General features: G+C 61.5%; 15 protein-coding genes and 1 tRNA gene. 9 read left to right on the top strand and 7 right to left on the bottom strand.

What is annotated here, in order from left to right:
- Positions 1–79 precede the first annotated feature (79 nt).
- The 6 genes from galE (at position 80) to NCHU2750_RS00810 (ending at position 9192) form a co-directional block, all read left to right on the top strand.
- On the top strand, positions 80–1114 hold the full coding sequence (galE, locus tag NCHU2750_RS00785; RefSeq protein WP_119938707.1) for a UDP-glucose 4-epimerase GalE: 1035 nt from the start codon (positions 80–82) through the stop codon (positions 1112–1114).
- 115 nt (positions 1115–1229) lie between these two features.
- Positions 1230–2051, top strand: a complete 822-nt coding sequence (locus NCHU2750_RS00790) for a polysaccharide deacetylase family protein (RefSeq protein WP_119938708.1) — start codon at positions 1230–1232, stop codon at positions 2049–2051.
- A gap of 146 nt (positions 2052–2197) precedes the next feature.
- Complete coding sequence (locus tag NCHU2750_RS00795) at positions 2198–3505, top strand: calcium-binding protein (protein WP_119938709.1); 1308 nt, start codon at positions 2198–2200, stop codon at positions 3503–3505.
- A gap of 210 nt (positions 3506–3715) precedes the next feature.
- A complete protein-coding gene (locus NCHU2750_RS00800; RefSeq protein WP_119938710.1) occupies positions 3716–5464 on the top strand; it encodes a type I secretion system permease/ATPase in 1749 nt (582 codons plus the stop codon).
- Positions 5465–5468: 4 nt separating this feature from the next.
- Positions 5469–6782, top strand: coding sequence for an HlyD family type I secretion periplasmic adaptor subunit (locus NCHU2750_RS00805; protein WP_119938711.1), 1314 nt, complete (start codon positions 5469–5471; stop codon positions 6780–6782).
- A 475-nt stretch (positions 6783–7257) separates the two neighbouring features.
- Positions 7258–9192: a methyl-accepting chemotaxis protein gene (locus NCHU2750_RS00810; RefSeq protein ID WP_119938712.1), complete on the top strand. Its 1935-nt coding sequence runs from the start codon at positions 7258–7260 to the stop codon at positions 9190–9192.
- Positions 9193–9485: 293 nt separating this feature from the next.
- On the opposite strand, the gene NCHU2750_RS00820 is transcribed toward NCHU2750_RS00810, so the two are convergent.
- Positions 9486–10433 (bottom strand): pilus assembly protein TadG-related protein, encoded by a 948-nt coding sequence (locus tag NCHU2750_RS00820; protein ID WP_119938714.1) that lies wholly within the window; start codon positions 10431–10433, stop codon positions 9486–9488.
- 227 nt (positions 10434–10660) lie between these two features.
- Positions 10661–10735: transfer RNA gene (locus tag NCHU2750_RS00825), tRNA-Thr, on the bottom strand.
- 201 nt (positions 10736–10936) lie between these two features.
- On the opposite strand from NCHU2750_RS00825, the gene NCHU2750_RS00830 reads away from it, so the two are divergent.
- From NCHU2750_RS00830 to NCHU2750_RS00840, 3 genes are all read left to right on the top strand, one after another.
- A complete protein-coding gene (locus NCHU2750_RS00830; protein WP_119942788.1) occupies positions 10937–11164 on the top strand; it encodes a hypothetical protein in 228 nt (75 codons plus the stop codon).
- Between the two features lie 106 nt (positions 11165–11270).
- Positions 11271–12563: a UDP-N-acetylglucosamine 1-carboxyvinyltransferase gene (murA, locus tag NCHU2750_RS00835; RefSeq protein WP_119938715.1), complete on the top strand. Its 1293-nt coding sequence runs from the start codon at positions 11271–11273 to the stop codon at positions 12561–12563.
- A gap of 291 nt (positions 12564–12854) precedes the next feature.
- Positions 12855–13697 carry an oxidoreductase gene (locus NCHU2750_RS00840; RefSeq protein ID WP_119938716.1) on the top strand — a complete coding sequence of 281 codons (843 nt, stop codon included), beginning with the start codon at positions 12855–12857 and terminating at the stop codon, positions 13695–13697.
- 44 nt (positions 13698–13741) lie between these two features.
- On the opposite strand, the gene NCHU2750_RS00845 is transcribed toward NCHU2750_RS00840, so the two are convergent.
- The 5 genes from NCHU2750_RS00845 to NCHU2750_RS00865 form a co-directional block, all read right to left on the bottom strand.
- Entirely contained in the window at positions 13742–15535 is a 1794-nt protein-coding gene (locus NCHU2750_RS00845; RefSeq protein WP_162939437.1) for a bifunctional diguanylate cyclase/phosphodiesterase, read from the bottom strand.
- A gap of 514 nt (positions 15536–16049) precedes the next feature.
- Complete coding sequence (locus tag NCHU2750_RS00850) at positions 16050–17294, bottom strand: NAD(P)/FAD-dependent oxidoreductase (RefSeq protein ID WP_119938718.1); 1245 nt, start codon at positions 17292–17294, stop codon at positions 16050–16052.
- A gap of 118 nt (positions 17295–17412) precedes the next feature.
- On the bottom strand, positions 17413–18375 hold the full coding sequence (locus tag NCHU2750_RS00855) for a dihydrodipicolinate synthase family protein (RefSeq protein ID WP_119938719.1): 963 nt from the start codon (positions 18373–18375) through the stop codon (positions 17413–17415).
- 104 nt (positions 18376–18479) lie between these two features.
- Positions 18480–19184, bottom strand: coding sequence for a GntR family transcriptional regulator (locus NCHU2750_RS00860; RefSeq protein WP_119938720.1), 705 nt, complete (start codon positions 19182–19184; stop codon positions 18480–18482).
- Between the two features lie 176 nt (positions 19185–19360).
- Entirely contained in the window at positions 19361–20566 is a 1206-nt protein-coding gene (locus NCHU2750_RS00865) for a right-handed parallel beta-helix repeat-containing protein (protein ID WP_119938721.1), read from the bottom strand.
- Between the last annotated feature and the right edge of the window lie 321 nt (positions 20567–20887).

Genomic DNA, 20887 nt, shown 5'->3' on the forward strand with positions numbered 1-20887 from the left:
TGTCCGGCGCCTCCATAAGTAACCGGTGATCAAGCTCCGCGATGTTTTCCTGCCTGCAACAAAGGCAGGGAAATTCGCAATGGCGGTCCTGGTTACGGGCGGAGCGGGATATATCGGCAGTCACATGGCCTGGGCATTGCTGGATGCCGGGGAAAATGTGGTCGTACTCGACCGTCTGTCGACAGGCTTCCGCTGGGCCGTGCCGGATGCCGCCCGTTTTTACCTCGGCGACGTCGGCGACAAGGCGCTTCTGGCACAGGTCTTTGCCGAAAACCATATCGACGCCATCATGCATTTCGCCGGCTCGATCGTCGTGCCGCAGTCGGTCGCCAATCCGCTGGACTATTACGAGAACAATACCGGCAAGACGCGGCTGCTTGCCGCCGCCGCCGTTGATGCCGGCATCCGCCATTTCGTGTTTTCCTCCACCGCCGCCGTCTATGGCGACCAGCAAGGCGATAGCCCGGTTCTGGAAAGCGCTCCGACGCTGCCGAAGAACCCCTATGGCCAGTCGAAGCTGATGTCGGAACTGATGCTGCGAGATGCCGCCGCCGCCCATGATTTCCGCTACGTCGCCCTGCGCTATTTCAATGTCGCCGGTGCTGATCCGCTCGGCCGCACGGGCCTTTCGACCGTCGGTGCGACCCATCTGATCAAGCTCGCCTGCGAAGCGGCGCTGGGCGAGCGCCTGGGTGTCGATGTCTACGGCACCGATTATCCGACGCCGGATGGAACCGGCGTGCGCGACTATATCCATGTGACGGATCTGGTGGCGGCGCACCTGAAGGCATTGAGCTATCTGCGCCGCGGTGGCGAGCCGCTGATTGCCAATTGCGGCTATGGCCGCGGCTATTCGGTGCTCGAAGTGCTGAATGCGGTCAAGCGCGTCAGCGGCCAGTCCTTCGAGGTCCGTTACGGGCCGCGCCGTCCGGGCGATGCGGCAAGTGTCGTCGCCAATTCGACGCTCGCCCGCAGGCTTCTGGAATGGCAGCCGCGCCATGACGATCTCGACCTGATCGTCGACACCGCGATCGCCTGGGAGGGCCAGCTGGCCAGCCGCAGGGTGGTGGATCTGCGCGCCTTGCATCAGAGACTGGCTGCCGCCGCCTTCTGATTGCCCCGTCGTTCACGCCAAAATGTTCACCGGACAGGCATGCCATGCCAAAAGAAGCATGGATAAGCGATCGCTTGGGGAGTATGGGCAGGACGAGCCAATCGGATCGACGGATATGATGCGCCCCTTTTTGAAAGCCGGTCTTCTTCTCATTGCAGGCGGCATGGCCGCTCTACCCGCTCACGCAACCGATGCCGCCAAGGCCTGGGTGCCGGTGGAGCCGACGCATCGCGAACAGAAGGTCAAGCTGGTCGAGCCGCATCTGCATCTCGCCAAGGCGGAGATCGGCCGGGCCAAGCCGCGCGTGGCGCTGACCTTCGATGCCTGCATGGGCGCGGTCGATGAGCGCATCCTCCAGACGCTGGTCAAGGAGCGCGTGCCGGCGACCATCTTCGTCACCGCCCGCTGGCTGCGCAAGAATCAGCCGAGCGTGGCGCTGTTCCTCGCCAATCCCGATCTCTTCGAAATCGAGAACCATGGCGAGAACCATATCCCGGCCATCGATGTTGCCGTACCCGTCTATGGTATTCCCTCGGCAGGTTCACCCGAAGCGGTGGCGCGCGAGGTCGGCAAGGGCGCCGAGGCGATGATCGCTGCCGGACTGCCGGCACCCCGCTGGTTCCGCGGCGCAACCGCCAAATACGACGCCTCCTCGATCGATGAAATCCGCAAGATGGGCTATCGCATCGCCGGATACTCGCTGAATGGCGACGAAGGTTCGCTTCTGGGCACCGCTGCCGCCGACAAGCGCATCGCCGCTGCCAGGGACGGCGATGTGGTGATCTCCCACATCAACCAGCCGACCCATGCCGCCGGCGAGGGCGTGGCAAGCGCCATCCTCAAGCTCAAGGCTCGTGGCGTCGAGTTCGTCCGCCTCTCCGACGTCGCGACCGACGGCGACTACGACACCACGGCCGCCCGTCCCGGCCTGTTCTGAGAGAGCGGGCGCCTCGGTTAGCATGCGGGGCGCGTGGTATGACGAAAGACTTCCAGCATCTTGATCCGGCCTAACCCAAACGGGTGACGCCAGAAAAAGCAGCGGTGATAACGTTTCCGTGACAAGAGCGCGTGTGAAGGCGCGTCATGAGGGAGGAAACCATGGTCACGCTGCAGAGATATTTTCCGGGGAACGTAAACCCGGACCACTACAATCCGCCAATCGTGGGCCTCGACTACATGCCGTCGATGGCCGACCTGCTCGATTTCGATGCGGTGGTGTCGAGAACATCGTCATCGACCCAGGTTCTCTTCAAGTTCGGGAACGGTATCCAGGGCAAGATCATCGGCAGCGGACTGAAATTCAACAAGGACGGCGACGCCACGGCAGGCCGCGTCACCGAGGTTCAGGTTCTCACCAAGGACGGCAAGCTGATCGAGAAGATCTCCGGCTTCGACGTGGCAGCGACCACCTTCCAGACCGTACTCGACGATTCCTGGCACATGCAGGAATGGCTGTTGCGCGGCAATGACACGCTGACCGGCGGCGCGGGTGGCGATGATCTCTATGGCCACGCCGGCAACGACGTCCTCAAGGGCGGCGCCGGTGACGATTTCCTCGTCGGCGGCGCCGGCAAGGACAGCTATGACGGCGGCTCCGGCTGGGACCAGCTGAGCTTCGACGATGGCAATGCCGTCAAGAAGGGCGTCACCGTCGATGCCGTCAACCACAAGGCGACCGACGCTTACGGCAATGCCGAAACCTTCTCCAGCATCGAGAGCTTTCGCGGTACGAAACTCGCCGACACGTTCAAGGGTTCCAGTGCAGACGAGCAGTTCATGGGCCTCGCCGGTGCCGATACGATCAATGGCGGCGGCGGCTTCGATGAGGTCCGTTACCATCGCGACGTCAAGCGCGGCGGCACGTATGGCGTGACCGTCGACCTGCAGAAGGGCACGGCGACCGATGGTTTCGGCAACAAGGACACGCTGGTCAGCATCGAGGGCGTGCGCGGCACGGACTTTGCCGACAAGCTGATCGGCAGCACCGTGCACAACACGCTGCGCGGCGATGGCGGCAAGGACCAGCTTTACGGCAAGCTCGGAAACGACGACCTGACCGGCGGCGGCGGCAAGGATGCCTTCTATTTCGACACCAAGCTCAACGGCAGCAGCAATGTCGATCACATTCTCGATTTCAGCGTTGCCGATGACACTGTCTATCTGGCCAAGGCAATTTTCACCAAGATCGCCGGCACCGGCGTCATGACCAGCGGGCAGTTCTATGCCTCGACCAATGGCAAGGCCCATGATGCCGACGACCGGATCACCTATAACAGCAAGACCGGCGATGTCTTCTACGACGCCGATGGCAACGGTGCCGGGGCCGCGGTCAAGTTCGCGGTCGTCGACGATGGCCTGAAACTGACCTCGGCGGATTTCTTTCTGTACTGAAACGCATATCCCGGAGAAGACGGGCGTCGACATTGCCGGCACCCGTTTTGGCTGATGTGGCATCGGCTAACCGCATACAGCCTTAGGAGGATGCGCCTGTTCAGATCTGCGCAATATAAGTATTATCTGATGCAGGAATGGGATTTTCGGATGGAGAGATGGGGGAAACGGTTGTGATCGCAACGTTCCGCCGATGGCGAAAGGTCGGGAATGCAGGCCAGGCATGAAAGCAACACGTCTGCATCCAAAGTCTTCGCCCGCTGCCGCGTGGGGTTGCTGACCGTCGGCGTGGCGAGCGCGCTCATCAATATCCTCTATCTCACCAGTTCCTTCTTCATGCTGCAGGTCTATGACCGGGTCATCCCGAGCCGCAGCATTCCGACGCTCGTGGCGCTCGGGCTTCTGGCCCTGCTTCTCTACCTGTTCCAGGGCGCATTCGAACTGGCCAGGAGCCGGATGCTTGCCCGCATAGCCGGCGTCTTCGACGAGGAGCTGGGAGATCGCGTCTTCAGGACGGCAGTGAGGATGCCGGTCAGGGGCGGCGGCCCGACGGACGGTATGGGGGCGATGCGGGATTTCGATCAGGTGAGGTCGTTCCTGTCGAGTGCCGGACCGCCCGCTTTCTTCGATCTTCCCTGGCTGCCCTTCTATGTCCTCATCTGCTTTCTGTTCCACCCGGTGATCGGCTTCATCGCCATCGGCGGTGCTGTCATCCTCACCATTCTCACCTATCTGACCAACCGCGCCACCCAGACGATATCGAGAGAGGTCCACGAGGCCGGCGGCCGGCGTGGCGCCCTTCTGGAAGCGGTGCATCGCAATGCCGAAGTGGTGGAGGCGATGGGCATGGCGCGCGATCTCTCGCGCTCGTGGTCGCAATTGAACGATCGCTATCGCCGCTCGCATCTGCAGAACTCGGATGTCTCGAACGGCTATTCCACTCTTTCGAAGATTTTTCGCATCGCCCTGCAATCTGGCGTACTTGCCGCAGGCGCCGTTCTCGTCATCGAAAACCAGGCATCCGCCGGCATCATCATCGCAGCCTCGATCCTGACGTCGCGTGCCTTGGCGCCGGTCGAGCAGGCGATTGCAAACTGGCGCGGCTTCGTCTCGGCGCAACAGTCCTGGCGCCGCCTGCGCCAGAACCTCGATGCACTGGCGGATGCGCCCCTGCCGCTCAAGCTCGCCCAGCCGCAAAGGACGCTGCGGGTCGAGGGCCTTGCCAGCGGGCCGCCCGGCCGGCGGGACATCATCGTCTCCAACATCGCCTTCGCCGCCGAGGCGGGCGATGCGATCGGCGTGATCGGGCCGAGTGCGTCGGGAAAGTCGTCGCTTGCCCGTGCGCTCACCGGCATATGGCCGAACCATCGCGGCTCGGTGCGTCTCGACGGCGCGACCCTCGACCAGTGGAGCGACGAGGATCGCGGCCGGCTGGTCGGTTACCTGCCGCAGGATATCGAGCTGTTCTCGGGGACGGTCGGCGAGAACATTGCCCGCTTCCGTGCCGATGCGCAGGATGAGGCGATCGTCGAGGCGGCCAAGGCGGCTGGCGTGCATGAACTGATCCTCAAGCTGCCGAACGGCTATGCCACCGAAGTCGGTCCCTCCGGCTCGATGCTGTCGGCCGGCCAGCGCCAGCGCATCGCGCTCGCCCGTGCGCTTTATGCAAACCCCTTCCTGATCATTCTCGACGAGCCGAATTCCAACCTCGATGTGGAAGGCGAGGGCGCCCTTGCGAAGGCCATCGTCAATGTCCGCAACCGCGGCGGCATCGCCATCATCATTGCCCACCGGCCGAGCGCGCTGTCCGGCGTCAATCTGGTGCTGATGATGAACGAGGGGCAGATGGCAGCCTTTGGTCCGCGCGACGAGGTTCTGGCAAAGGTCCTGCGTCGCGAAGCCTCTGGCCCGGATCATCGGCCGGCCTCGCTCAAGATCGTCTCGGAAGTGCAGGAGTGAAGAGATGAGTGAGACGATCGCCACCTCATCCTCGCAGCGCTCGCTTCGCCGCCATGTCATCGTCGTCGCGGTGCTCGGCCTTGCACTTGTTGGCGGCATCGGCGGATGGGCGGCAATGGCCACGCTCTCCAATGCGGTCGTCGGCGAGGGGACGGTCATCATCGATGACAATGTGAAGAAGATACAGCACCTGAGCGGCGGCGTCGTATCGGAACTTCTCGTGAGGGAAGGAAGCCATGTCGAGGCTGGCGATGTCCTTGTGAAGCTTGACGGCACCTCGCTGCGGGCAAGCCTGGCGATCGTCGAGAGCGGGCTCGCACAGCTCTATGCCAAGCGCATCCGGCTTGAGGCCGAGACGCTGCAGGACGGCACGTTCAGCGAGGCGGCTCTAGCCGAGAGCGGCATGGATATTGCTGCCAACCGCAAGCTGGTCGATGGTGAGATCCAGCTTTTCCAGATGCGCAGGTCGTCGCTTGCCGGCATGAAGAAGCAGCTTGATGAACGCAAGAGCCAGCTCAAGGAACAGATTGCCGGAAATGACCTGCAGATCAGGGCGATCGACGATTCCATCACATTGATCGATGAGGAATACCGGGCGATCGACAGCCTCTACAGGCAGCAGCTCGTCACCCTTCAAAGGGTCAACGCGCTGAAGCGCCAGCGTGTCGAGCTTGATGGCAACAAGGGCGAGCGGATTGCCGCGAGGGCGCAGGCCGAAGGCCGTATCAGCGAGATCAACCTGCAGATATTGCAGCTCGACGAGGACCGCAGGGCGGAGAATGCTAAGGACCTGACGGATGTCGAGGCAAAGATCTCTGAGCTCGAGGAACGCCGCATCTCCGCCCGCGACCAGCTTCAGAGGCTCGATGTCCGTGCACCGCTTGCCGGGCGCATCTACCAGCTCACCGTTCACACGATCGGCGGGGTGGTCAATCCCGGCGAGCCGCTGATGCTGCTTGCCCCCGACCAGCGCGAATTGACCGTGGAAGCCAGGATTGCCTCGCGCAACATCGACCAGGTCCGGCCCGGTCAGGCGGTCGACATCCGTTTCAGTGCCTTCGACCAGCGCACCACGCCGGAAGTGACCGGCACCGTCATTTCCATGTCTCCCGACGTCGTGGTCGACCAGCGCAGCGGCCTCAGCTACTATCCGGTCCGCATCAGGCCTCAGCCGCAGAGCCTCGCCAAGCTGGAAAAGCTCGCGCTCTATCCCGGCATGCCGGCGGAGGTCTTCATCCGCGTCGCCGACCGCACCGTGATCTCCTATCTCGCCAAGCCCTTCACCGACCAGATGGCGCATACGTTTCGCGAGGAATGACCTCAGCCATGGCGTGATGGATTGTTCGTCCGCCGGCTTCCTCGGCCCTGGGTGGGAGTGACCGCCGGCGCTCAACTCCTGGGTGCTTCGATCCCGTATCAACCCAGTGCGGAATGCAAAAAGAATGCTGAGCAGCGCTCGCAGATGCCTCGAAACGCCACGTTTCCGCAGGAAACATTAACCACTGTACATTAGAAAATAGCCAGCCGCACACTCGGTTCCGCGGACTGGAAATCTCGACGATATTTTGGTCCGCCAGCGATAGCTCGCCGCAGCATGATGCTGACGATTACATGCCGCATCAAGCGCCGGGCAGCATCCGTCGGGAGGACGATGCAGGACAGGCGCCGGAAGGGATGTCCCCTTCATCATCGCTCGATGAGTGAGCGCTCACCGTGAATGTCCGCACTTTCGACGTTCCGATGCCTTCCGACACGGGGAAGCCAAGGCGCGTCATCCAAGCGATGGGGTCCTTATGTCCTTTCTTCAGAATGCGGCGATACGAACGAAAATCCTTTCCGTGCTGGTTCCGGTCTGCCTTGTCGGCATCGGCGGCGTGGCATTCGTCGCCAACAATTATAAGAAGGCCGATACGGCCTATTCGAATTTCATCTCCACGGACAATAGCGCTGCCCTCGATCTGGCGCGCGCCGACCGCAATCTGAACGCAGTGTCGGCAGGCACCTATCAGACGATCGCCTATGATGCGGGAACGCCCAAGTTCAAGGCGGCGAACGACTTCTATCGCAACAGCGCCAAGGCCCTGCTGTCACGCCTCGATAGCGCCAAGGGCAATCTGCCGAAATTTGCCGACCAGATGGACGGCTATATCGGCAGGGCTCAGCAGATCATTGCGATAACCGACAAGGTGGTCGAATTTGCCTCCAGTAATCAAGATGCGGAAGCAAAGGCACAGCTTGAAAGCGCCGACACGCTGGTGGTCACCTTGTCGAAGGACCTCAGTGGCTTCATCACCCAGCGGACGAAGGATATCGCCACCGAGAGCGGCAAGCTGAAGGGCCAGACCAACAGCACGATCGTCACATCGCTCACCGTGCTGGCCGCGCTGTTTGCGATCGGCATCATCGCGGCGCTGTTCATCATCGCCCGCGGGATTACCGGGCCGATCGATCGCCTGCGCGCACGGATGATCAGTCTGGCCGGCGGTGAGACCGCGGCCGAAATCGGCGGTATCGCGCGCAAGGACGAAGTGGGCCAGATGGCCTCGGCTGTTGCCGTATTCCGCGACAATGCGCTTGAACGTATCCGTCTGGAAGCGCAGGCCGAAGCCAATCGCAGCCTGTCCGAGAAGGAGCGCATCGCCCGTCAGGAACAGGAAGCCAGGGACGCGGCCAATGTGAAATTCGCCGTCGACAATCTCGCCAAAGGCCTCTCGTCGCTTTCGGATGGCGATGTCTCCTACCGCATCGGCCAGCCGTTCGCCGACACGCTCGATGCCGTGCGCCAGGATTTCAACAATTCCGCCGAGAAGCTGGAATCGGCCCTGACGCAGGTGGCACAGAATGCTCGTGGCATCGAGGCGGGCGCCAACGAGATCAAGCAGGCCGCAAACGACCTCGCCAAGCGCACCGAACAGCAGGCAGCCGCTGTCGAGGAAACGGCAGCAGCCCTCGAACAGATCACCACGACGGTCAGGGATTCGACTAGCCGCGCCCAGGAAGCCGGCCAGCTCGTCAGCCGCACGCGGGCCGGCGCTGAGAAGTCGGGCGAGATCGTCCGCCGCGCCGTCTCCGCCATGGAACAGATCGAGAAGTCGTCCGGCGAGATCAGCAACATTATCGGCGTGATCGACGAGATCGCCTTCCAGACCAACCTTCTGGCCCTGAATGCGGGTGTCGAGGCGGCTCGTGCAGGCGAAGCCGGCAAGGGCTTTGCCGTCGTCGCCCAGGAAGTCCGCGAATTGGCGCAGCGCTCCGCCAATGCCGCCAAGGAGATCAAGGCGCTGATCGGCACGTCCGGCGACCAGGTTCGCGACGGTGTCCAGCTCGTCGGTGATACGGGTCGTGCGCTCGAAACCATCGTCGCCGAGGTGCAGGAGATCAATCGCCATGTTGTGGCGATCGTCGAGGCGGCGCAGGAGCAATCCTCGGGTCTCCAGCAGATCAACACGGCCGTCAACACCATGGACCAGGACACCCAGAAGAACGCGGCCATGGTGGAAGAAACCACGGCGGCCACCCACAGCCTGTCGCGCGAAGTCTCCTCGCTCAACGAATTGCTCAACCTGTTCAAGCTGTCGGGCACGGCTCGCCAGGCTTCCGCTCCCGTGCGGGTGGCAACCGGATCGGACCGGCCGGCAGCCTCTCCCGTCCGCGCGCTGGGCCGCAAGATCGCCGGCGCGTTCAATGGAAATGCGGCTGTCAGTCGGGATAACTGGGAGGAGTTCTGAGAAAATTCCGGACTGTCATGGATGAGCCTCTCTGCAGCGAGGTCTTCGGCTGCATCCGTGGAACGATCCCCGAAAACCGCCTCCACCCGCGAGAACTGCGGGTGGAGGCCAAGCATTGGCTAAAGCAGGCCGCTATCTTTCAGATTCGCTTACCGCGCTTTAGCTGTCTGTTTTTGCGCATGTCTTTGTCCCGAAACCGGTGACCACTTTCGGGAGACATGCTGTAGGACGCAGGATGCCCGGCTTGGCTTTTCAGGAGCCGTCTTGTTTTTAGTCTTTGCCCGCCGCGGGGGTCACTTGGTCAGAACCACATTCTGGCCGCTCGGAGCACAGGTCGTCTTCGCCGTGTAGAAAAAGTCCTGTCGGTCCCAGCCGCCTCCGTCTTCCCAGGCGTGACTGGATGTCTTGCCGCAGACGAGAATGCTGCTGAGCGGGCTCGTTACGCCCTTGGCCAGTTGAACGCCATCCACGAACAGGTAGTAGCTGGTATTGGGATTGTCGGTGCGCAGTGTCAGGTCGTATTTCGAATAGGCAGCGGTGGAGTTTGCCAGGCAGACGATCTTGCTGGCCAGGACAAAGCCCATTTGCCCGGTGGGGCAGCCATCCTTCTTGATCTCCATCTGCAGGATGAGAGACGAATATTTTCCAAGATCGATGCTGGTCGACGGAGACACGGTCATCGTGCCTTGCCCCTGGTCGTCGGTCGTGGCCGGTTGATAGGTTACCGTGCCGACGATCTCTTCCTTCGTGCTGCCCGGCCTGATGACCCTGATCGTGACCTTCTTGTAGTAAAAGCCCTGCGCTTTTGTGGGGGTAAACTCGACCTTGCTCGGCTTTTCCGGTGCCAGTGATTGGGCAAACACGCCGACATCGATGGCGTTGAGACCCATGAGAGGCAAGAAATTGTTCTTCGACTTTGCCTGGATGAGGACCCCGAGTTTCGCCTCATCCATGGTGACCGTATAGGTCGCACCGTCCAGGAGCTTGCTCTTGTAACCCTTCAGGAAACTCTCCGCCTGGGCAATCGCTGCAGCGGAATTTGTCCCGTTATAGACGGCGCCTCCCGCAAGTGCGGCACTGTCGGCAATGCCCTGCATGTTCTCTTTTTCGGCATAGGCGGAATAGACATCGACCGCACCGCCTGCCGTGTAGAGGAGCAGCGGCATCAAAAGCGCGCTCATCATGCCGAAATTACCGTCCCGGCTCCGCAACAGACGGTCAAGCTCAATCCTGCGAAGCATCCCTGCACCTCACGCTATTGGGTGAGGCGATCTTCTCGTATGTAAGTAAAAGATAATATAAGATTGCATTAGGGAATCTAAATAAACGCGCTGCGGGCATTCCGGGCGGAGCTATATCGACGTAATACCGAGCGCCCGTTGCCGACTGCCCTTGCGACTCGGCTCCTCGAACGGAGCCGGAAGGCAATTGCTTTCAAAGCAAAAGACAGAATTTACTAAGGGGAAAATGGTGCTGCTAGAGAGATTTGAACTCTCGGCCTCTCCCTTACCAAGGGAGTGCTCTACCCCTGAGCTATAGCAGCTTAGAACCGGTGCGGAATGTCTTCCGCGTCTTCGGCGAGGGCCTATTGCCATAGGTTCTTGGTGAGTGCAAGCGGCAATTTCCAAGTTATTTCATCGAGCATGGGGAAAACCGCGTCTCTGCTTTTGTTTGCCGGGCTTTTTGGCTATGGAAGGCCATGGACGAAAATGATGACGTGCAGAATTCCGATAACCAGCTCGACATGCAGGCGCGGGGCGAAAGCCGCGGCGACCGTGCCCGCAAGGCGCAGGCGGCCCGTGAAGCGGATCGGAAAGACAAGGCCGCCGCCAAGCTCAGGGAAAACCTGATGCGTCGCAAGAGCCAGTCCCGTGCCCGCCGCGCCGGCGATGCGGATGAAACGCAGGGCCTGCCCGCAGCAGGAACCGGTGGTGCCGCATCCACTGCCGCAAAATCGGACGAATCATCCTGACTTATGTCCTCAAAGGGACGATCACGAGATTTCACCAAACATTGAAGCGAGAGGGCTTTTCGTCTAAGGACGCTGCCTTGCGCTTGAGAGGGAAAGTTTTTCAGCCATGGATCGCATACGCATTTTAGGCGGTAACAAGCTCACCGGCACCATTCCGATTTCCGGCGCGAAGAATGCGGCACTGCCGCTGATGATCGCCTCGCTTTTGACGAGCGATACGCTGACGCTCGAAAACGTGCCGCATCTGGCGGATGTCGAGCAGCTTCTGCGCATCCTCGGCAATCACGGGGTCGACGTGTCGGTCAATGGCCGCCGCGAAAGCCAGAGCGAGAGCTACGCCCGCACCATCCATTTCACCTGCCGCACCATCGTCGATACGACCGCCCCTTACGAGCTGGTCTCCAAGATGCGCGCCTCCTTCTGGGTCATCGGCCCGCTTCTGGCGCGTGAGGGCCGGGCCCGTGTTTCGCTGCCGGGCGGTTGCGCCATCGGCACACGCCCGGTCGATCTTTTCCTCGACAGCCTTGCAGCGCTCGGCGCCGAGATCGAGATCGACGGCGGTTACGTCAACGTGTCGGCCCCTGCGGGCGGCTTTGTCGGCGCGCACTATACCTTCCCCAAGGTTTCCGTCGGCGCCACCCATGTGCTGATGATGGCCGCAACGCTCGCTAAGGGCACGACAGTCATCGACAATGCCGCTCGCGAGCCGGAAATCGTCGATCTCGCCGAGTGCCTGATCGCCATGGGCGCCAAGATCGAAGGCGCCGGCACCAGGACGATCACCGTTGAAGGTGTGTCGTCCCTCCATGGCGCCCGCCATCGCGTTCTTCCCGATCGCATCGAGACCGGCACCTATGCCATGGCGGTCGCCATGACCGGCGGTGACGTCACGCTGACCGGCACCCGCGCCTCGCTTCTCGACAACGCGCTTGAAACCCTGCGCCTTGCCGGCGCCGAGATCACCGAGACCGAAAGCGGCCTGCGCGTGGTGCGGAACGGCAATGGCATCCAGCCGGTCGATATCGTCACCGAACCCTTCCCGGGCTTCCCGACCGACCTGCAGGCGCAGTTCATGGCACTGATGACCCGCTCGTCCGGTGTCTCGCATGTGACCGAAACCATCTTCGAAAACCGCTTCATGCACGTGCAGGAACTTGCCCGCCTCGGCGCCAGGATCTCGCTCTCCGGCCAGATGGCCCGCATCGAAGGCGTGCCGCGGCTGAAAGGTGCGCCGGTCATGGCAACCGATCTTCGCGCTTCCGTCTCGCTCGTCATTGCCGGCCTGGCCGCCGAGGGCGAAACCATGGTGAGCCGCGTCTATCATCTCGATCGCGGCTTCGAACGGCTTGAAGAAAAGCTCACCCGATGCGGCGCTGTCGTTGAACGCGTCAGCGACTGATCGTCGCCACTGCAGCATGTCTCCCGAAAGTGGTCACCGGTTTCGAGGTGAAGACATGCGCAAAAACAAAGAGCTAAATCACGGCAAGCGAATCTGAAAGATCGCAACGTGATTTAGCGCGCCGTGCGTCCATATGGACGCATACCGGACGCGCGAACCTTTTGAAGCCACAGCATCGAAAGGACGGCAGGGAAAACCCTTGCCGTCCTTTTTTACATGCCTATGTCTGGAAGGCATCCCGCATCTCTCCCGCCTCATATTCGTGATCCGGCTTTAAACGGAGATTTTTTCATGACCGATATGTCCTCCCCCGTCTGGTTCATCACCGGATGTTCAACCGGCTTTGGCCACGAACTGGCAAAGCTGGCAATCGCCCGCGGCTTTCAAACGGTCGTCACCGCCCGCGACAAGGGCCGGCTGGCGGATCTGGTGCAGGGCCACGACAATGCGCTCGCCGTTGATCTGGATGTCACCGATCAAGGCCAGGTCGAGGCTGCGGTAAACGCGGCTGAAGAGAAGTTCGGCCGCATCGACGTTCTCGTCAACAACGCCGGCTACGGCTACCAGGCCTCGATCGAGGAGGGCGATGAAGCCGAGATCCGCGCCATGTTCGATGCCAACGTCTTCGGCCTCTTCGCGCTGACGCGGGCCGTTCTGCCGGGCATGCGCGCCCGTCGCAAAGGCCACATCCTCAACCTCACCTCGCAGGCCGGTTTCGTCGGCTTTCCGGGTTCCGGCTATTACGCTGCCACGAAACATGCCGTGGAAGGTTTCTCGGATGCGCTCGCTGCAGAGGGCGCACCGATCGGCATCAAGGTCACCTGCGTGGCACCGGGGCCGTTCCGCACCGATTGGGCCGGCCGCTCGCTCAAGCAGACGCCGGTGAAGATCGCCGACTATCAGGATACGGCCGGCATCCGCATGACGACGACGGCGGGATACAGCGGCAAGCAGCCGGGCGATCCGGTCCGTGCGGGAGAGGCGATGATCCGCGCCGTGGAGGCGGCCAACCCGCCGCGCCATCTCGTGCTCGGCGAATTGGCCTATAACGCCATCACCGCCAAGCTCGCCGAAAGGCGGGCCGAGATCGAGGCGTGGAAGGATGCCAGCCTATCGGCAGACTTTCCCAAATAGGCCGGTCTTGTTGCTTCACCCGCGAAGATATTGGCAAGTCGTGGTCACATGCCGCCACAACAAGCCGATGCCTTGGCGGGGCCGGCCATCAGGGCCTGGGTGGTCGTCTCGCGGTCTGCGGGGCGCCCGAACAGGTATCCCTGGGCGTAGGAGCAGCCGAGCCGCTGCAGACGGAGCGCCTGGTCCTGCGTCTCGACGCCTTCCGCCACCATCGCCACCCCGAGGCCGGAGACCATGTTCAGAAGCGTGCGGATGATCACCTCGCCGCGGTCGTCGGACATGCGGTCGACAAAAGTCTTGTCGATCTTGACGATATCCACCGGGAAGTCGAGGAGATGGGTCAGCGAGGCATAACCGGTGCCGAAATCGTCCAGTGCCACCCGCAATCCGTCGATTCGCATGCCTTCTATCGTCTTTGCCACCTTGCGGTCGCGCTCATCCATATAGACCGTTTCGGTGACCTCGATGACGACCTGCTCAGGCGGGATCTGGTAGGGAGAAAATGCCTCTCGGATTCGCTGGCGAAGATTGCCAAGGTCGAAATCCGCCATCGACACGTTGACGCTGACATAGTGGAGAGGAGCGCCGCTGTCGCGCCATGTGTGTAGGTCAAGCGCGACCTTTTCAAGCATGCGGTCGGTCAGCGCATGGCCGAGCGAGGCATCCTGCAGGGCCTCGGCAAACGCACCCGCCGGGATGATTTGCCCATCCGTGCCACGTACGCGGCAGAGCGCCTCCAGCCCGACAATCTCCTGGCTGTCGAGCCGCACGATCGGCTGGTAATGCGCCTCGATACGGTCCTCGGCCAGCGCGCTCGTCACCATCTGCAGCATGCGGAAACGCGCCATGCCGGCCTGGCCGAGCTCGTCATTATAGAGAACGAAACCACCTCGGGCGGTCCGCTTGGCATGGTGAAGTGCCAGATTGGCATGCTGCAGGCATGCCGGGACGTCCGGCTCCGGCGATGGCCTGCATATTTCCCCTCCGCAACTTGCGGTCAGGCGCAGCGTGTGGTCGTTCTCCTGTAGCGAACATTCCTTCAGCGCCTTGAGTATCTTTCTGCTGGTTGCGGCGATATCGGGCGGATTTCCCTCGACGATGACCGCAAATTCGTCCGCATCGACGCGAAAACTATTCTGCGGGCCGACGATACGGGTCACCGCAGCGGCGGCCTCGAGGATCATCCTGTCGCCTGCGGTATGGCCGAACACTTCATTGATCCTGCCGAGATGGTCGATGTCGATCAACAGGATGCCGAAAGGTGCCGAAGAGGTGTCGGCTCTCTTTTCGACGGTGCGGATGAAATTGGCACGATTGCCAAGCCCTGTCAGAATGTCGAAATGGGCAAGCCGCTGGTTTTCCGCCTTTACTTCCTCACGTTCGAGAACGAGCGAGCACAAGTGTAGGCATTCTTCGACGATCCGGCGCTCCTCTTCCGTCGGGCCGCGATTTTCCGTGTAATAGAAGCCGAATGCACCGAGCACGCGGCCGTCGCTTTGCAGGATCGGGCTGGACCAGCAGGCCTTGACGTCATGTTCCTGGAGCAGGATGTCGGCAAGCGCTCTGTAGGGTGCCCAGTAGGGATTGGTGAAGATATTGTCGACCGCGATCGGCTTGCCGAGAAAGGCCGCCGTACCGCAGGAGCCGACGCCCGGCCCGATGGCAATTCCATCAAGAGCCCGGGAATATTCGCGGGAAATGCTCGGCCCTGCAAGTGGGTGCAGCAATCCGGCACGATCGACCGTCACAAGCGAGCAAAGCACGCCCGTGGCAAGTCTTTCCGCGTGCGCGCATATGTAATTGCCGGCCTCTTCAAGCGAGCAGCCGTGAGCAAGCATATCAAGTATTTCTTGCTGCAGATGACCGTATCCCCCCGTCATTCGATAATTCTTCCTTAAATTCTACATGAGGAAAATTTATTGGGCAGATGATGCAAGATAAAAGGTAATCATAATGTTATATGATTGAACGTAATTCTTGCTAAAGCGGATGATCACGACATCGTGGGTCTCGCCGCGGGCTGGCGCAGGTCGATGTTTCGCTTCCCTCCTCCCCCAGAGATATAGGGGGGCCCATTTGACTTTGAAGAGGGATGTTGCGCGCATGGGCGCCTTATCAGGCCACGAGGGCAACACTCCGCCCGCCTCTCCACCAGCTTGCGCCGCCACCGGAGACGGGCCGGCGAATGTTCATGGGGACAGCGGGCGCACGTGGTGACCACCGCCGCTGTTTATGGGGCGACGCCGGGCGGCCGACCGCGGTCGGCAAGGGTGGCAACCTTCGCCTGTGTTTGGTGCAGCGCCTTACATCCGTCGGACTGATCGCCGACCTGCTGCGCAGCCTATGCCCTCTTCAGCCGAAGCGGGATGGCGAGAACGGGGAAATATCGATTGCCGGCGTCTGGCCGCAGAGAAGATCGCTGACAAGGCGGGCAGTGCCGGCGGACTGGGTAAGGCCCAGATGGCCGTGGCCGAAGGCATAAACGACATTCGGCGTGGCCTTGGCGCGGGCAATCGCCGGCAGGCTGTCGGGCAGTGACGGGCGAAAGCCCATCCATTGCGTGCCGCCTTCGGTCTTCAGCCCCGGCAGGAAGGTTTTCGCCTTTTTCAGCATCGCCTCAGAACGTGCGTAGTTAGGCGGCAGTTTCAGCCCGCCGAGTTCGACGGCGCCGCCGACCCGGATGCCGCTCGTCAGTCTCGTCACGACGAAGCCATGGCCGCCGAAAGTCACCTGGGTGCGCAGGTCGAGCGAGCCGGATGGCAGTGTCGTATTGTATCCGCGCTCTGTTTCCAGCGGGATGTTTTCGCCGAGCGTGCGGGCGATGTGATGCGAAAAGGCTCCCGCCGCCACCACCACCTTGCCCGCTTCGCAGACGGTGCCGGTTGCGCTGACGATCTCGACACCGCCGGTCGACGGCCGCAAGGCCTTCACGTCGCTGACCGCAATGGTGCCGCCGCGGGCGCGAAAATTCTCGGCGAGCGCCAGCGTGTAGAGCTTCGGATCGGCGATCGAGAACCAGCCCGGCGTGAATGTGCCACGGATGAAGCGGGGCGCAATGCCCGGCTGGATGCGGCTCATCTCGGCGGCATTCATGTGCTGGAATTCGATCCCGTGCTGTTCGCGGGCGTCCCATCCCGGCAGCGAGGCGCGGAATTCCGCGTCGCTTTCATAGACCTGCAGATTGCCTTCCTTGCGCAGCATCGAAAGCGTTTCGGTGGCCTGCAGGAAGGGTTCGAGCTCGGCCTTGGAGAAATCCATCAGCGACGTCTGGGCCGCTGCCGAATGGGCAACGCGCGACGCCTGGCAGGCGCGCCAGAAGCGGAACATCCAGGGCATGATCTGCAGCGCATAGGCGGGCGGCAGCGATAGCGGGCCGAGTGGATCAAGCAGCCATTTCGGTGCCTTCTTCAGGATGCCGGGCGAGGCAAGCGGCAGGATGTCGGTAAAGGCAAAGGCGCCGGCATTGCCGGCCGATGCGCCGGCGGCAGGTCCCTCGCGGTCCACCACGGTCACGCTCAAACCCCGCATCTGCGCGGCAATGGCGACGGAGAGGCCGACCACCCCCGCCCCGATGACGATGACATCCGACCTGCTCATTTTCTCGCTGCTTTCCGGCAGGCCTGGAACGGCATGCCACCTTGCTGGATCTGTTGGAGTTGTTGTCAAAACGAAGAAGGAAGCCCTCCGGGTGGAGGGCTTCCTGTATCTGGAGGCGTTAGGCCTTGTAGGTCTGGACCGCGCCGGGGAGCTTGCTCCAGTCGGCATACCATTTGTCGAACAGAGCGAGCTGGGCTTCGACATAGCCGCGCTGGCTGTCGGAGAGCACGTCGGTCTCGATGAAATTGAGCGTGAACTCCTTGTTCCCCTTCAGCACCATCATGTGCTTGAAGTAGAGAACCAGGTCCGGGCCTTCGTCGAAGGAGGAGAGTACGCCGAGTGCCGCTTCGAGTTCGAGCGCGCGGGCACGGGCATCGGCATCGCCCTTGGCGGCAGCCTCTGCGAGATTGCAAAGATGCAGCACTTCCTTCGGCAGCACATTGCCGATGCCGGTGATGGCGCCGGTGGCGCCGCAATTGACATAGCCGTGGAAGACCGCCGTATCGACGCCGATCATCAGCGTCACGTCGTCATCACGGCTGGTGATGTTTTCCGCCGCATAGCGCATGTCGGCCGGGCCGCCGAATTCCTTGAAGCCGACGAGGTTCAGATGTTCGGCGCGCAGCGCGAAGAAAAGGTCGGCGCGGGTGGCAAAGCCGTAATAGGGGCTGTTGTAGATGACTGCCGGAAGGTTTGGGGCAGCAGACAGGATCGCCTTGAAATGCGCCTTCTGGGCGGAGATCACCGAACCGCGGGAAAGGACGCGCGGAATGACCATCAGGCCGCTTGCGCCAACCTTTTGGGCATGCGCGGCAAGTGCCACGGCGGAAGCGGAGTTGATCGCGCCGGTGCCGACGATGACCGGAATGCCGGCCTTGACCAGGCGCTCGACGCCTTCCATGCGCTCAGCATCCGTCAAAAGCGGCCAGTCGCCCATCGAGCCGCAGTAGATGACGGCGGACATGCCGGCAGCGATCAGTTCCTTGCCCTTGGCGACCAGAGCGTCGAAATCAGGCGTGCGATCAGCCTTGCAGGGGGTCATCAGCGCCGGCATGACGCCGGAGAAAATATTGGCTTTCATAGTATGCTTCCTTGATATCCGAACGGCCGGCAGAGACGATCCCGGCTTCTGGAAACGGAGCATACTCCTTCAATTTTCTTTGTCGACAAAAAAAATACAAGATATCAAAGATCAATATCGACGCGATCGTTGCGTGTCAGAAGCCGGCCGATCTGCTCGACGATCTGCTCGCCATGCGCCTTGCCGAGACGGTCTGCGGCGGCCACGTCGCGGGCTTTGACGGCAGCGATGATCTCCTCGTGTTCCTCGACGAAACGCGGTGGAAGGCGATCATTGTAGGATTGGTAATAGAGGCGCAGCATGCGCCGGCCTTCACCGAGCAGGCGGTCGAAGAATGTGTTGTAGTAGTTGTTGCGCCCGGCGGCTGCGATCGCGGAATGCAGGGCGGCATTTGTGGCGATCATGGCAAGCGCGTCCTGCGCCCTGACGGCCTCGGCAAACGCCTCATGATGTTCCCAGATGATCGCGAGATCCTCCTCGCGGTGATGCTGTGCGGCAAGTCTTGTCGTGACGCGGTACATCAACACCAGTGCGTCGAAATAGGCGGGCATGCCGAGGAAATCGATATTCGACACCATGGTCGAGCGGTTAGGCAGCGTCTCGATCAACCCTTCGCCGGCAAGCCGCACGAGCGCCTCGCGGATCGGCGTGCGCGACATGCCGAACCGTGCCGCAAGCTGTACCTCATCGATCGCGCTTCCCGGTGCAAGCTTCAGATCGAGGATCTCGTCCCGCAGGAGGTCATAGACCAGCCGCACGCCGGACCCGCGCTTGCGCTCCGCAATCTGGTTGGTTTCTGGATCTGTCATGCTGGCTCCCACTTGTCGACATGATGTACCACGTCTCTAACCTATGGAGGCAATACAGTCTGCCTGATATTCAGGCCGATACAGAAGCTTTGCACATCATATAGGGCCAGATGGCACGGGCACGCGGGCCCAATCTTCGGATGCCTCGGGTTGCTGCGGATGTTGAAAAGGCAAGATCATCCATGATTATTGGCCAGCCGATTGGTCGGATCGCTGTTGCGGAACGCATCGCGGCCGCCGCCGACGGCCCTGTTATCGTCCACGGTGTTGTTCTGCGCCATGTCCAGCGAAGTCAGGGCGCTGCCGAAGGGATGGCTCGGATCGGTAAAGCAGTAGGACCTGTTGCCATTGCGCGAATTGAGCCACACGGCCGGATCCTGGCTGCCGTTCATGACGAATGTATTGCCTTCGATCCGGTTGAACTGGGGCGCCTGATGGCGGATCGTGCCGCCCTCGCCGCAGTTGCGATATACGAATATGCCGCCATTCGATGCCCTCTCGAATGTATTGCCGGTGATTGTATTGTGGGCGGAGCCATCAATGGCAATTTGTTCGCGGCCATTGGTGCTGAGGTCGAACGTATTGTCGGTGATGTTGGCGCCAGCCGATTCCGCATCGAGGTAGACGGCCACGCTGGAGCTCGTCCCCGTAAACCGCGAGTTCGACAGGGTGACGTTGGTAACTCCGGGGCTGACGTAAAACGGCACTCCGCCCGAACCGGCGAAGCGGATATTGTCAAAGGTGATGCCGCTTGGCGCAGAAGTCTGTGCGAAGGCCGTATGATCTGCATTGAGTGAAGACTGCTTGACAGGCTGCGCCTCGCCGTTGCGGCCGAGACCGTAGATCCGCACGCCATTGGCGATCTGGCAGTTTCTCACCGTCACGCCGACCGGCCTGCTCCAGGTGCCGCCGGCATTGCGCGAGCGAACGACCACGGAATCCTTGTCACCTTTGGATGCGGTTCCCTCAAGCCGCCCGCCGTTGCAATCGAGGCTGCTGCCGCTTGACGCGCTTCCTTCGAAGACAACCTGGCGCGTCACCACCGACCGGGCCGGCAGCTTGGTGCTGCAGGCCAGCTTGACGGGGGAGGGGTCGGATGAGGCGGGTGTCAGAAGCTGCTGGACGATATCGCTCGAGCAGGTGTCAGCTGGAGAGGTCGATGCGACCGGCGCCGGTTTGGATACTGGTGCTGCTGTCGCCTGAGCCGGAGGTTGCCGGACTGGCGATTGAGCAGGCAAAGCCCCGGCTCTGCCCGTACCGTAACCTGGCTGAAAAAGACTTTGTTGCAAGTCGGACGTCAGAGGAGCGAGATCGCTTTGGCAGGCTGTCAGCAATATGACTGACGCCATGGCCAGCAGATAGGGCGAGTTGGAAAGGCGCATTCTGGTTCCCCTCGTCGTGTCCTGGTAAGTGCTCAAGGGAAGCTAGCTACCATATGTTAACCATTTATTTCCCGTGCATCGGGGCGCGTCCTCAATCGGAGCGTGATTGCGCGCCATCGGAAATATAAAGCCGCGATGAGGTAGGCGGCGACCGATGGCCTGTGGCCTGGTGCCGAGAACAATACCGGAATGATTTCGTCATCAACGCTGGTAATGACGAACTGGATAGGGGAATGGTGCCTGAAGGCGGACTTTCAGTCCGGGTCAAATGGTGAAGGCGTTGCGCCCTAAAGCAGGACCCGCGTCAAGCCATGCGGCTCA

This window comes from Neorhizobium sp. NCHU2750 (assembly GCF_003597675.1).
GTDB lineage: Bacteria > Pseudomonadota > Alphaproteobacteria > Rhizobiales > Rhizobiaceae > Neorhizobium.

Bases quoted from the DNA above. Each gene is read 5' to 3' on its own strand.
- galE (WP_119938707.1), top strand. From the start codon at position 80: ATGGCGGTCCTGGTTACGGGCGGAGCGGGATATATCGGCAGTCACATG.
- NCHU2750_RS00790 (WP_119938708.1), top strand. From the start codon at position 1,230: ATGATGCGCCCCTTTTTGAAAGCCGGTCTTCTTCTCATTGCAGGCGGC.
- NCHU2750_RS00795 (WP_119938709.1), top strand. From the start codon at position 2,198: ATGAGGGAGGAAACCATGGTCACGCTGCAGAGATATTTTCCGGGGAAC.
- NCHU2750_RS00800 (WP_119938710.1), top strand. From the start codon at position 3,716: ATGCAGGCCAGGCATGAAAGCAACACGTCTGCATCCAAAGTCTTCGCC.
- NCHU2750_RS00805 (WP_119938711.1), top strand. From the start codon at position 5,469: ATGAGTGAGACGATCGCCACCTCATCCTCGCAGCGCTCGCTTCGCCGC.
- NCHU2750_RS00810 (WP_119938712.1), top strand. From the start codon at position 7,258: ATGTCCTTTCTTCAGAATGCGGCGATACGAACGAAAATCCTTTCCGTG.
- NCHU2750_RS00820 (WP_119938714.1), bottom strand. From the start codon at position 10,433: ATGCTTCGCAGGATTGAGCTTGACCGTCTGTTGCGGAGCCGGGACGGT.
- NCHU2750_RS00830 (WP_119942788.1), top strand. From the start codon at position 10,937: ATGCAGGCGCGGGGCGAAAGCCGCGGCGACCGTGCCCGCAAGGCGCAG.
- murA (WP_119938715.1), top strand. From the start codon at position 11,271: ATGGATCGCATACGCATTTTAGGCGGTAACAAGCTCACCGGCACCATT.
- NCHU2750_RS00840 (WP_119938716.1), top strand. From the start codon at position 12,855: ATGACCGATATGTCCTCCCCCGTCTGGTTCATCACCGGATGTTCAACC.
- NCHU2750_RS00845 (WP_162939437.1), bottom strand. From the start codon at position 15,535: ATGCTTGCTCACGGCTGCTCGCTTGAAGAGGCCGGCAATTACATATGC.
- NCHU2750_RS00850 (WP_119938718.1), bottom strand. From the start codon at position 17,294: ATGAGCAGGTCGGATGTCATCGTCATCGGGGCGGGGGTGGTCGGCCTC.
- NCHU2750_RS00855 (WP_119938719.1), bottom strand. From the start codon at position 18,375: ATGAAAGCCAATATTTTCTCCGGCGTCATGCCGGCGCTGATGACCCCC.
- NCHU2750_RS00860 (WP_119938720.1), bottom strand. From the start codon at position 19,184: ATGACAGATCCAGAAACCAACCAGATTGCGGAGCGCAAGCGCGGGTCC.
- NCHU2750_RS00865 (WP_119938721.1), bottom strand. From the start codon at position 20,566: ATGCGCCTTTCCAACTCGCCCTATCTGCTGGCCATGGCGTCAGTCATA.